Below are 13,125 nucleotides of genomic sequence, written 5' to 3' on the forward strand. Positions count from 1 at the left end.
TTTATAAAACATATTACAATAAATCGTTTACGGGTTATCTTAATGGCTCAAGAAACACAAGCCGAAGTTTGAAAGAAGGAGTTGACACCGGTAATGCTACATACTAATGTAATAATGACTACAATAGCCGGAGATACTGCCTATTTTGGATCGGCACAAGAAGTAGTAGAGAGGTAGAAATGGAATCTGCAAATTATAAGGTTACAGACATTTTTGGGTATTTACCTTGTGAGGTAATTTCTTTAAACGAAATAGAAAGTCTTTTTTTTAATGCTCTTGATGGTATTTGTTCTGAGAGATATAAAGTATTCTTCAATTCAGATCAGGTTGAATTAAACTCTCTTCAGCTGGAAGCAATTGAGGACCTAAAAGAATTAAGAAGGAATATTGCCTATGTCACACAGGGATCGAAATTAGTTGCAATAATTGGTTATCATTAGTTTGATTATTTATGAATGTCATGGAAAAGATGATTCAGATCGGTCAGATTACAACAGATTCCAAAACCGGGACATATCGTATTGACCGGGGCTGCCGGGAGTGTCAAAGCACCCCAGCAAAACCTGACCCGTTGTTTCAAGAGGGAAAAGATTTTTCCCACAACCGTAAGGTTTCTTTCACATCCATGGGTACGTACCGTGGATATCATCTGCTTGCTTGTGATGGCTCTGATTTAGCCATTGCTCATAACCCGGAAGATAAAGATACTCATAGACGCCATAATTCTTTATCCCAATGAATGGCTGAAAGCACAAATTCTTGCTCTCAGCCATTTGAAATTTCATAAGGGAGTCTCTTACAATGTCCTTAACTTATTGACATTGATTTTGCGACACCTTCTTACAAATATATGCATATTTCTTTCTTAACAGATCTCTGCTCCGGCCGGAACGTCTTTTTCCGGCTGCATCAGGACGATATCGCCTTTTTCATCTTCTGCGCAGAGGATCATTCCTTCTGAGAGTACACCTGCAAGCTTCGCCGGTTTTAAGTTGACAAGCACCATGACTTTCTTTCCGACCATCTCTTCTGGCGTGTACCATTTCTTAATTCCGGATACAATCTGTTTTACCTGGCTTCCGATCTTTACCTGTGAGCAGAGAAGCTTTTTAGACTTCGGCACTTCCTCACATTTGATGATCTCGCCTACCTGGAACTGCATCTTCATAAAATCTTCGTAGGAAATCTCCGGTTTTGCTTCGATGTCGATGACCGGACCTTCCTCTTTTGTTTCTTCTTCTTTCTGTACTGGATGCAGTTTTTCTACTTCTTCCATCACTTCTTTCAGATCACGTCTCGCAAACAGGATCTCCGGCTTCTCTGTCACATGGCCTTCTCCAAGCTGAGCCAAGATCTTTTCGGATGTCTCCGGCATATATGGCGCCAGAAGTCTTGCTCCTTCTGAAATACTTGTTATGAGATTGAAAAGAACTGTCTCCAGTCTGTCTTTTTTGTCTTCTTCTTTTGCAAGCGCCCACGGCATTGTCTCGTCGATATATTTGTTGCAGCGTTTGAAGAGATTGAAGATTTCTGTGATGGCATCTGCCACGCGAAGATGATCCATCTTTGCGTCAACCTTTCCTTCTGTCTCTTCTGTAACTGCCTTCAGGTCGTCATCTACTTCTTCCCTTACTCCCTTGTCCGCAACTGTTCCGCCAAAATATTTATTTGTCATGGATACTGTACGGTTTACAAGGTTTCCGAGTGTATTTGCCAGGTCTGAGTTCATTCTCTCTACCATCAGTTCCCATGTGATGACACCATCATTGTCAAACGGCATTTCGTGCAGTACGAAGTAGCGTACCGCATCCACTCCAAACATATCCACCAGTTCATCTGCATAGATAACGTTGCCTTTGGATTTACTCATCTTTCCGTCTCCCTGGAGAAGCCACGGATGACCGAACACCTGCTTCGGAAGCGGCAGGTCAAGAGCCATCAGGAAGATCGGCCAGTAGATCGTATGGAAACGGATGATGTCTTTTCCGATCAGATGAAGGTCTGCCGGCCAGTTTTTGTTGAAAAGGTCCTGGCTTTCTCCGTCTGCATTGTATCCGATTCCTGTGATATAGTTTGTGAGGGCATCAAGCCATACGTACACAACGTGTTTCGGGTCGAAGTCTACCGGGATTCCCCACTTAAATGATGTTCTGGAGACACAGAGATCCTGGAGACCTGGGAGAAGGAAGTTGTTCATCATCTCATTTTTGCGGGCTACCGGCTGGATGAATTCCGGATGTTCATTGATATGCTGGATCAGGCGATCTGCATATTTGCTCATCTTAAAGAAATAGGCCTCTTCTTTTGCCGGTGTGCACGGGCGTCCGCAGTCCGGACATTTGCCATCCACAAGCTGGGATTCCGTAAAGAAAGATTCACAAGGTGTACAGTACATTCCTTCGTAGTATCCTTTGTAGATATCCCCTTTTTCATAAAGTTTTTTGAAAATTTTCTGTACCTGTTCTTCATGGTAAGTGTCTGTCGTACGGATAAAATGATCGTAAGATGTGTTCATCATATCGGCAATGCCTTTTACTTCTGCCGCTACTTTATCCACAAATTCCTTTGGTGTAACTCCTGCTTCTTCCGCTTTCAATTCGATTTTCTGACCATGCTCGTCTGTTCCCGTCTGGAAGTATACGTCATATCCTTTGCTTCTTTTGTATCTTGCGATAGCGTCAGCAAGTACGAACTCATACGTATTTCCAATATGCGGTTTGCCTGATGTGTAGGCGATCGCCGTTGTGATATAATACTTTTCTTTTTCCTTACAATTGCTGCACATGTTTTTCTCTCCTTTTCCTTCCAAAAGTACTTTTCTATAGAAAAACAAAGCGGTCAAGCCTACTTCAACTCTCCTATAGAATAAAAAAGCCTGCTTGGCAGGCTTCGCCGCCTGCGGCGGGTCGCTCCAGCGACATCTTCCGCTTCGCCGCAGTGCGATCCTCGCAGAGCGTTTTTTATGTCATAGAAACGAAGTTTTCTATGACATAAAAAACCTTCCCGGACATCTGTCCGGGAAGGCGAATCCGCGTTACCACTTCCATTCATCCGTCCCTCACGGGACGAACCTCTGTAAGTACAAACTCATCCGTGTTCAATTGGAACGGTCTATACTCTCCGCTGTAACGGGCGGACCCATCATGACTTATCACAGTCCTCTGTGTTCATCCATGCCGCTCAGGAGCCATCTTTGGCAAGCCTTTCTCTATCCCCTTTCAGCCTGCGGGGGAATTCTCTGAAAGATTCCGACATACCTACTCTCTCCGTCGATGCGTTATAATATATTCCTTATGTAACCAAAATCGTAGCATAGGAAATTTTAAATGTCAAGGCGGCACTTCTCAAATTCCTATTCTTTTACTTCTTTTCCGTAAAATATGAGCCCCACAACGCCGGGCCCTGCGTGTGTACCGATACTTGGGCTTACGTCGTTGACGATGATCTGTTCAAATCCCATCTCCTGGATCATCATCTTGACAGAAAGGGCGTCTTCCATACAGTCCCCATGCACAATCCCTACAATTCGGTCTTTTCCATAATGTTCCAGATCCAGCGCGCTTTCCATGTTGCTTACAAGTGTTTTCAGCGCTTTTTTTCTTCCCCTGACTGTGCCGTCTGATTTCAGTTCCCCGGAAGATGTTATACGAAGCAGCGGCTTGATATTGATCATACTGCCGACAAGAGCCGTCGTCTTTGAGACTCTTCCTCCTCTCTGGAGATGATGCAGATCATCTACCGTAAACCATACATTCACATGGCTTCTTTCTTCCATCAGGATATCATACACTTCCTGCATGCTCTTTCCCTGCCTGTAAAGTTCTGTCGCCCGATATACAGACACTCCTTCCCCAATGGAAGCATTCAGAGAATCAAATACCTGGATCGTCCTGCCTGGGTATTCTTCCATCAATTCCCTTGCCGCGACCATCACATTATCGCAGCTCCCACTCAAAGCACTGGAAAATGCGATGTGCAGAATGTCTTTCTCTTCTTTTAAGATCGCCTCAAATTTCTCCCGGATCACTGCTGGATTGTTTGCCATAGACTTCGGCAGCTCGCCTTTTCTCATCGTCGCATAAAACTCCGCTGGAGCCATGTTGAGCTCGTCCCCATATACCGTATCTCCAAATGCATAGTACTGAGGGATGACCGGAATGTGATTCTCCTCCAGATAATCTGAAGGGACATCTGAGTTTGAATCTGTTGTGATGATATAGTTCATAATTTCCTACTCTCCTGTCCTTCTCTTTTTTCCATTTATAATTCATTATACCGTCCTTTTCCTTTTTTTGCATCTGTTCCTTGTAAAAAGATTCTGTTATATGGGCATGAGGTATTTTCCCCTTTCATATAATGTGTTAAATTCCATCAGGAGCATGTCATGAAGCATTTTTCATTCTTCCCAGACCTTCCTCCAAAGAAACGACGCCTGCTGCTTATCCCGGCGCTCATTCTCATTCTGGCGGCAGGCATCTTTCTTTATCGTACACTGCCTCCATCTTCGGATCCTGATTCTTTCTTTTCCAGAAGCCTTACATCCAAGTCGGAGAATGAACAGTTTACTGCCTTTACGGAAACCTTATTTCGCCAGGAAGTTTCCTCCGATACCATCAGCCTGCACTATTCGCTTCAAAATCCGGAAGCCTACGGCATTCTGGATGCCCCGGTTACTTTGGGATCCTTCCCTTCAAATCCAGACTCTGCTGCCGCATCCATGGAAAATATGCTCGCCGCTCTGCGGCGTTTTTCTTTCGATCATCTGTCCGAAAAGAATCAGCTGACGTACCTGGCTTTGGAGTCGTATCTGAAGACAAATCTGGAATGCGCTCCTTATCTTCTCTATGAGGAGCCTTTAAGCCCTATTACCGGTATCCAGGCACAGCTTCCTGTCCTTCTCTCCGAATTCTCCTTTCAGACAACGACGGACATTGATACATACCTGGCTCTTCTCTCCACGATGCAGGAATACTTTACTTCCCTTTCAGAGTTTGAACAGGCAAAGTCCGACGCAGGTCTCTTCATGTCGGACGCCTGCGCCGATCAGGTCATCAAAGAATGCCGGGATTTCGTTTCTCTAGGCGATGCACATTATCTCTATACTTCTTTTGAGGAGCGGCTGGATGCCATGGATCAGCTCACAGACAGCGAGCGTGCCCTTTACACTTCCAAAAACCGGGATCTGATAGAAACCCAGGTTTTCCCTGCTTATGAATCTCTCGCTTCATCTCTGGAAAAATGCAAAGGCACTGGAAGTACACAAAAGGGGCTTTGCAGCCTGCCCGAAGGGAAATCTTGTTACGAGGCAATCCTAAAGCGTGAAACCGGATCCGACCGTTCCGTAAACGAACTTGTCAAACTTGCCTCCTCCCAGATCATCCAGGATATGAAAGAGCTGAAGCAGGCGCTTCCAGCTTCCGGCACTGCAGGGGAAGTCATTTTAAAAGACTCGTCCGCGGAATCCATTCTTCTGGATTTAAAACAACAGATGTCGGCCTCCTTCCCGGATATCCCCGACATCCCATTCTCCGTAAAAGAAGTTCCGCTCTCCATGCAGGACTATCTAAGCCCTGCCTTTTATCTCACTCCGCCCATAGACAATGAAAAGCAAAATACGATATACATTAACCCGAAGAGCACCATGGAAGGACTTCCTCTCTTTACGACTTTGGCGCATGAAGGATATCCCGGACATATGTATCAGACGACCTATTTTCTGAGCCAGGATCCTCCTCCCCTTCGCTCCATACTGGACTTTGGGGGCTATGTGGAAGGCTGGGCCACTTATACTGAGATGATCTCTTACTACTATGCCCCAATTGCAAAAGAGACCTCTGTCATCCAGCAGAAAAACGCCTCGATCATCCTTGGGCTTTACGCCCTTGCGGACATTGGCATCCATTACAAAGGTTGGTCTTTGGAAGAGACAGATGCATTTTTCAGCGATTACGGCATTACGGATCAAAATGCTATATCCGAAATCTACCAGCTCATCCTGTCTGATCCTGCCAATTACCCGAAATACTACTTCGGCTATCTGGAATTTCTGGAGTTAAAAAAAGAAGCTCTCCATCTCTGGGGAAACGAATTCACACAAAAGAGATTTCACAAACAGGTGCTGGACGCCGGCCCTGTTCTGTTTTCCATTCTGCGGGAATATGTACTGCACGGCAATCCGTAAGAAAGAGTTTCGAAAACCTTTCTGTCAAATAAAAAGACCGGCCGTCTCTGGGATCCTTCCATCAAACTGGATCTCAAAAGACAGCCGGTTTTTTCATTCATCTATTATTCTTCCGGAACAAATACATCTTTTCCCATTCCGCAGATCGGGCATACCCAATCTTCCGGTATATCCTCAAAAGCTGTACCTGGTGCGATTCCTCCGTCTGGATCTCCGATTTCCGGGTCATATACATATCCGCATGGTTCACATACATATTTCTGCATTTTACATTTCTCCTTTCTTCTCTCAAAAAACAGTAAGAGTTACTGTTTTTATTTGATATAAGTATAACTCATATCTGAAGAAAAGTCTATCCCTTTTTTCATTTTTCTAAAAGCTTTTTCTAATTCCAGCATCACATCATCCCCGCCAGCCATACACTGGCGGCAAGACCTGCCAGTGTGGCAATGAGAGCACCTGCCAGTGTATACCTCGTCTTTTTTATTCTGGCGGTCATAAAGTATACCGACATCGTATAAAAGATTGTCTCCGTACAAGCCATCGATATGGATGCGATCCGTCCTATGTAGGAATCCGTGCCGAATTCTTTGTATAGATCGATCAAGAGTCCGTTTGCCGCCGACGATGAAAACATCTTGACGACCGAAAGCGGTACGAGTTCGCCTGGAAATCCGATCCTGTCGGAAACTTTTCCGATCCCTTGGGCCACAAAATCGAGAAACCCGGATGCTCTCAGAATCCCCACCGCTACCATCAGACCTATGAGTGTCGGCATGATGCCGATTACTGTCCGAAATCCGCTTTTTGCGCCCCCGATAAACGACTCGTATACGTGAACTCTCTCCATCATTCCATAGGCGACCACGATAAAAATCAAAAAAGGGACGATGCATTCGGACAAGAATAAAAGAAACTTCATCTATTCCCCCAAATCCTATCATCCCTTTATTATACGCACAGACAGCTCTTGTCTATGCTCCTAATTTCCCATTGTCTGTTCAAGATTCCGCATGATCCAGAAATACATGATCAAAAGCAGGCCGCCGGCCAGCACCCAGGCCATCGGACTTGCAAGACACGCGCCCACATAGCTGTGCTTTCTCGAAGCTATGACCGCCACGACTCCTCTTCCAATCAGCTCTGCGACTCCCGCCATCATCGGAAGGATTCCATATCCCATCCCCTGTATTCCATTCCGGTACAGGTTGACCACCGTAAGAGGGATAAAGAATACTGCCACACAGATCAGGTAGATCCGTACCTGTCCTATGACTGTCGGTACATCTGCCGCTTCCACAAAGAGATAAGTCAGGTAATGTCCAAACAACACAAGCAATATACCAACGATCACGGAATAAACTGCCCCGATCCATGTACCGGCACGAAATCCCTTTCGGATCCTCCGGACATTGCCGGCACCCATATTTTGGGCACTGTATGTCGCCATGGCTGTTCCCAGAGCCACATAAGCCTGGGTCACGATCTGCTCGATCTTGCTTGCCGCAGTAAACGCCGCCACAGCCGTGGACCCAAGCAGATTTAAAGCAGACTGTACCATCATAGCTCCGATCGCCGTGATCGAATACTGGAGAGCCATAGGAAAACCGATACCCATCTGGATTTTCAGAAGATGTGGATCCATCTTCCAGTCTTCCCTTTTCAGATGCAAAACCGGCACTTTCAGTTTGATATAGATCAGACATGCAGCTCCGGATACCCCCTGGGAAATGACGGTCGCATAGGCCGCCCCTGCGGCTCCCATATGAAAGACAATGATAAACACTAAGTCCAGTACAATATTCAAAAGAGCTGCCAAAATCAGAAAGTAAAGCGGTGTCTTACTGTTTCCCAGAGCTCTCAAAATACTGGATAGCAGATTATATAGCACCTGCGCAAAGATTCCCGCACAGATAATCATGATATACCCGTATGCATGTTCAAAAATATCGTCTGGTGTGTTCATAAAAATCAAAAGACTTCGCATCCCCAGCATGCTTACCGCGGTAATGATGACTGACATGATAATAGACAGGATTGCCGCCGACGCCACCGTTTTTCTCATGGCGTCCATATCCCCTGCTCCAAACCGCTGTGCGGTAAGTACGGTAAATCCTGCCGTCATTCCGATCAAAAAACCGATGATAAGAAAATTGATCGTCCCGGTGGCTCCGACGCCGGCAAGTGCCTTCGTCCCCACAAATTTCCCTACAATGACCGCATCCACCATACTGTAAAACTGCTGAAATACATTTCCGATGAAGACCGGAACCGTAAACTGGAAGATCAGTTTCGCCGGACTTCCTGCTGTCATATTATTCTGCATCGTTCTCCTCCCCTTTTCTGTTTCAGACTCACATCATTCCATTTTACCTTGCAGGTTTTCTTTTCGCAATCTTCTTTTTAGAAAAATATCGAAGCGGCGGAAGATCGGTTTACTTTTGTCGTTTCCCATGCTATGCTTTTCACAACTGATTTTCAGCAAGTAATTTTATGATGAAATCAAAATGAGGTACAGCGATGGATTTTCTTTATTCTTTTTCTGAATTTGACAACAGCATCTTTCACGACATCTACACCCTTTTCTGCGGCATACAGGAATGTTCCCCTCTCTATTCTTATGGTCCCGCAGTAAGAGATTCCTATATTTTTCACATCTGTACGGAAGGTAAAGGCACCTTCTTTTCCGGCGAAGAAAGCTTTCCGATAGAAGCCGGACAGGGTTTTCTTATCCAGCCCGGCAAGATTTCCTTTTATCAGGCTGACCGTGAAGATCCGTGGACTTATGTGTGGATTTCCATTGACGGGCCAAGACTTCCGGAATTTCTCGAGCTTATCGGTATCCAGCAGGATCTCCCGATCTTTTCCTGTCCGGATACAAAAAAGGCAAAATCTTACATTCTGGACATCCTTGACCACAATAAAATCAGTTATCACAACGAAGTATATATCCAGGGGGTACTTCTCCAGTTTCTTTCCCTGCTGATCAAAAAGACGACGCTTCCTCTCCGGAAAAACGAAACAATGGCGGATATGTACGTGAATCAGGCTATCTCGTATATCCACAAAAATTATCAAAATCCTGTATCCGTCCAGGAGATTGCGGATTATCTCTCTCTCAACCGCAGCTACCTTACAGAACTTTTCGTGAAGACCGTCCACTTTTCTCCTCAGCAGTTTCTCATGAAGTACCGGATCACAAAGGCCACTGAGCTCCTTTTAAATACGGATCTCCCGATTCAGCACATCGCCTGCTCCTGTGGTTATTCAGGAAACTATGCCTTCACAAAGGCATTCAAAAAAATAACCGGGCTTTCCCCTACCCTCTATCGAAAAGAAAAGAAGGGGGAAAAAGGCGGACTCAGCCGCCAAGATCCCCATAAGGACGAAAAACTTTATTTCACAGAGCTGAGATAATAGATTTTTGCCTGAAAGTCTCCGTTTTTTCCATTATATTTTTCTTTGTTTTCCCCGCTGGCGGAATCCGACACAACAAGTCCTGCTTTCATCAATTCATCTCCAAAGAAAGCTTCCGCCTTTCCTTCTATCTGGTACAGCCTGTCCTTACAAAGTCCCTCCAGGCGAAGCCTGCGGTATGGCCCGTTTACCGGCTGCAGGATGCGGTAATATCCGACAAGAGCCTCCTGCCCATCTTCGGACACGGCCATCCAGGCTGCCGTATTACCTTCAAACGGACTTTCCAGACGGTAGAAAGTCCCATACTGGATCAGTTTCCTATGCTTTTTCATAAACGCGATCTGCTCCCGGATCTCATCCTTCTCCTCCTGAGACAGGCTGCACGGATCCAGCTCATACCCAAATGTTCCGAAATATGCCACGCCTGCCCGCATTTCCAGAGACGTATTCCGGAGAAGCTGATGGTTCGGAGCCGCAGATACATGTGCTCCCATACTGCTTACCGGATACACAAAAGAAGTCCCATACTGGATCTTCAGACGCTCCACTGCATCTGTATCATCTGATGTCCAGCACTGCGGCGCATAGTACATCATTCCCGGATCAAATCTGGCTCCGCCGCTTGCGCAGGATTCAAACAGAATGTCCGGGAATTCCCGGATCAGCATTTCATACAGTCTGTATACCCCAAGAATATACTTGTGCATGACTTTCCCTTGCTCTTCCGGTTTCGCGACAGCCGAATACACTTCCGACATACTCCGGTTCATGTCCCATTTAATATAGGAAATCGGAGCCTCGCTCAAAATCTTCTTCATCTGTCCGTAAATGGCCTCCACCACTTCTTCCCTTGAAAAATCCAATACATACTGATTTCTTCCGTGAGAAATGTTTCTTCCCGGCGTAGCCAGGATCCAATCCGGATGTGTACGGTAGAGATCGCTGTCCATATTGACCATCTCCGGCTCGAACCACAGACCAAACTTCAGCCCTTTGGCCTCGATCTTTTGCGCGATACCTTTGATCCCTTCCGGAAGCTTCCTTTCATTTGGATACCAGTCTCCAAGAGACCGTCTGTCATCGTCTCGATTTCCAAACCACCCATCGTCCAGGACAAACATCTCCACGCCCAGTTCTTTTGCCGTATCTGCGATATGAAGAAGCTTTTCTTCATTGAAATCAAAATAAGTGCCTTCCCAGTTGTTGATAAGGATAGGGCGGACACGATCTCTCCACGGCCCTCTTGCAAGCCGCTCCCGGTAAAGCTGATGGTAAGTCTGACTCATCCCATTGAGGCCGCTTTCCGAATAGACCATCACAGCCTCCGGAGTCTGAAAACTGTCCCCGTGTTCCAGCTTCCAGGAAAAACGATCCGGATGGATTCCCATTGTCACTCTCGTCGTATCGTACGTATCTACATCCGCCTGGGCCAGAAAGTTTCCGCTGTACACAAGGCTGAACCCGTATACTTCCCCGTTTCTTTCTGTCGTCTGAGGACGTTTCAGCGCAAGAAAAGGATTGTAATGATGGCTGCTGAATCCTCTCATACTGTAGATTCCCTGGACGCCATGCTCCAGCCTTCTCGTCTTGACTGCCCGCTCCCGTGACCAGGCACCGGTCAATTCGATCATCTCATAGTCCATATCCGGCAGATCCACACTCATACTCATAGCCCGATCTATGATCACACTGTCTTTCCCTTCATATCGGATCTTGGCGCTGCGGGCAATGGCAGGAAACGCCTCAAATATCGTGTAGTACAGCGTGATCTTCGTTTCGATCAGCTGGTCTTCCAGATAGATCTCCAACGTCGTCGCTTCCCCCTCATTTTCCGTGTAGGTAGCCGGAAGCCCCTCAAGAACAAGTTTGCCATCATAAATCTGATGCCCTTTGTATACAAAATCCGTGATTCTGCTGCCATTTCCCTGCAGAATCTCCAGTGCGGGATATCGCATATCTCCAGCTCCATACACTGGATACTCCTGTCGGATATGTTCCATAGAATACGTCAGATCCCCTTCGTATACGCAGACAGACATCGGTCTCGGCCGAAATTCCAACAAATGCTGGAAACTCTCTCTGTCATGCAGCTTTCCTCCAAAATAAACCTGTCCGAGATGTCCATTTTTCAGGACTGCTATAATGTAACTTACTTTGTCGTTATATAAATGAAATTCCTTTGTCGCTTCGTGATAACGGATCGGCATGTCACACGTTCCTCCTTTTTTGATTCCCTGTTTTTTCTTATCCCTTATTATACATTCTTTTTATATGAAATCCAGATTACCATGTCGGAACAATTTGTCCAAATGTTGGGTTTTGCAAACTTGCTAAAATGGACAATCGATCAACATAAAAACTCCCCACACTCTTTTTCTCAGCAAAAGAATGTGGGGAGTTTTATAATCCTTTTTTTAACCGCGAGGGTATTCGTTGCACAAAAGTCTATATGGCTCTTCGTCTTCTTCGATTTCCGGGAATCGGCCTACTTCTTCATAGAACCGATTGTCCGTTGTATCGTCGTTGCACATGGAAACCTCGCCGATCAGAACATCTCCGGTTCCGGTTTTCACATCGAAATCATGATACTGATGCGGCCAGAGTGTAATGCTTTCTCCTGGCTGGAGCTCGACTCCTGTCCCGGCCTTTACATAGTATTCCCGTCCGTCTGAATGGACCAGTACATCTGTATCATCCAGTTCTCCGTCTCCGTTATCATTGTACAGATGGATGATCAAAGTTCCTCCGCCTCGATTGATGATATCCTCTGATTTGTTCCAGTGGAAGTGCATCGGAGAATGCTGTCCTTCTTTCAGCATCAGAAGCTTTTCTGCATATACTTTCTTATACTTTTCCGGGTTTTTCTGGTTTCCATTGCGAAGTGTGATCAGCGCAAATCCAACTTCGTTCCATTTCCCGAGTCCATAATCTGTAATATCCCAGCCACGCCTCGACAAAATTTTCAAGATGAATCTCTTTTGGCAGCGACAGAATATTTCTGTTAAATTCCTGATTGGACTTTACAGATGAGTAAAGCATCCAGATGATGGGATAGATACAGGTAATTGAAAAGATCATTACAAAGACATTTGCGATCAACTTTTCTGTCTTGTATTTAAATATTTTTGCCTTTTCCATGATTAGTCCTCCTTTTTGCTGACAAATATCAGCCTTGTAATAGCGATCAAAATCAAGCTGATAACTAATATCGCGATAGAAATTGCACTTCCGTATCCAATTTCATTCATTGTAAAGGAACGTTTATATGCATAGAGCGCCATAACCATAGACGCATTTCCAGGACCTCCGTTTGTCATAACCTGAATCTGGCTGAATACTTTCATATTTCCGGAAATACACATCAAAAGTGCAGCCATTAAGGTTGACTTTATCAATGGAAGCGTTATGTAAAACATTTTCTTTGCACCTGTAGCCCCATCGATTTCGGCCATTTCAAAGATTTCTTTCCCGATATTGGATATACCGGAATTCAAAATAACCATATAAAGTCCTATGAACTGCCATAT

General features: G+C 45.4%; 11 protein-coding genes. 3 read left to right on the plus strand and 8 right to left on the minus strand.

Annotated elements, in window-relative coordinates; all coding sequences use genetic code 11:
• The first annotated feature begins 179 nt into the window (after positions 1 to 179).
• Positions 180 to 440 carry a hypothetical protein gene (locus tag FLB61_RS12455; RefSeq protein WP_087202759.1) on the plus strand — a complete coding sequence of 87 codons (261 nt, stop codon included), beginning with the start codon at positions 180 to 182 and terminating at the stop codon, positions 438 to 440.
• A 425-nt stretch (positions 441 to 865) separates the two neighbouring features.
• Here FLB61_RS12455 and metG read toward each other — a convergent pair whose 3' ends face one another.
• A complete protein-coding gene (metG, locus tag FLB61_RS12460) occupies positions 866 to 2,785 on the minus strand; it encodes a methionine--tRNA ligase (protein WP_221920370.1) in 1,920 nt (639 codons plus the stop codon).
• A gap of 567 nt (positions 2,786 to 3,352) precedes the next feature.
• Positions 3,353 to 4,225, minus strand: coding sequence for a DegV family protein (locus FLB61_RS12465; RefSeq protein ID WP_221920371.1), 873 nt, complete (start codon positions 4,223 to 4,225; stop codon positions 3,353 to 3,355).
• 159 nt (positions 4,226 to 4,384) lie between these two features.
• On the opposite strand from FLB61_RS12465, the gene FLB61_RS12470 reads away from it, so the two are divergent.
• A complete protein-coding gene (locus FLB61_RS12470; RefSeq protein WP_221920372.1) occupies positions 4,385 to 6,181 on the plus strand; it encodes a DUF885 domain-containing protein in 1,797 nt (598 codons plus the stop codon).
• A gap of 104 nt (positions 6,182 to 6,285) precedes the next feature.
• On the opposite strand, the gene rd is transcribed toward FLB61_RS12470, so the two are convergent.
• The 3 genes from rd to FLB61_RS12485 all read right to left on the minus strand — a co-directional run bounded on the left by rd (position 6,286) and on the right by FLB61_RS12485 (position 8,507).
• Positions 6,286 to 6,447 (minus strand): rubredoxin, encoded by a 162-nt coding sequence (gene rd / locus FLB61_RS12475; RefSeq protein ID WP_087202766.1) that lies wholly within the window; start codon positions 6,445 to 6,447, stop codon positions 6,286 to 6,288.
• 131 nt (positions 6,448 to 6,578) lie between these two features.
• Entirely contained in the window at positions 6,579 to 7,103 is a 525-nt protein-coding gene (locus FLB61_RS12480) for a spore maturation protein (protein ID WP_087202768.1), read from the minus strand.
• Positions 7,104 to 7,163: 60 nt separating this feature from the next.
• Positions 7,164 to 8,507 carry an MATE family efflux transporter gene (locus FLB61_RS12485; protein ID WP_221920373.1) on the minus strand — a complete coding sequence of 448 codons (1,344 nt, stop codon included), beginning with the start codon at positions 8,505 to 8,507 and terminating at the stop codon, positions 7,164 to 7,166.
• A gap of 194 nt (positions 8,508 to 8,701) precedes the next feature.
• Here FLB61_RS12485 and FLB61_RS12490 point away from each other — a divergent pair, with 194 nt between their 5' ends.
• Positions 8,702 to 9,598 carry an AraC family transcriptional regulator gene (locus FLB61_RS12490; protein WP_087202772.1) on the plus strand — a complete coding sequence of 299 codons (897 nt, stop codon included), beginning with the start codon at positions 8,702 to 8,704 and terminating at the stop codon, positions 9,596 to 9,598.
• On the opposite strand, the gene FLB61_RS12495 is transcribed toward FLB61_RS12490, so the two are convergent.
• The 3 genes from FLB61_RS12495 to FLB61_RS12505 form a co-directional block, all read right to left on the minus strand.
• Complete coding sequence (locus FLB61_RS12495) at positions 9,577 to 11,805, minus strand: alpha-galactosidase (RefSeq protein WP_087212882.1); 2,229 nt, start codon at positions 11,803 to 11,805, stop codon at positions 9,577 to 9,579. The two genes, FLB61_RS12490 and FLB61_RS12495, sit on opposite strands and share 22 nt — an antisense overlap.
• A gap of 207 nt (positions 11,806 to 12,012) precedes the next feature.
• Positions 12,013 to 12,564, minus strand: a complete 552-nt coding sequence (locus FLB61_RS12500; RefSeq protein WP_246599237.1) for a D-lyxose/D-mannose family sugar isomerase — start codon at positions 12,562 to 12,564, stop codon at positions 12,013 to 12,015.
• A 174-nt stretch (positions 12,565 to 12,738) separates the two neighbouring features.
• Positions 12,739 to 13,125, minus strand: a 387-nt coding sequence (locus FLB61_RS12505) for a carbohydrate ABC transporter permease (protein ID WP_221920374.1), incomplete at its 5' end; no start/stop codon positions are given.

Origin of the sequence: Sellimonas caecigallum, assembly GCF_019754295.1 — a bacterium.
GTDB classification, from domain to species: domain Bacteria; phylum Bacillota; class Clostridia; order Lachnospirales; family Lachnospiraceae; genus Sellimonas; species Sellimonas caecigallum.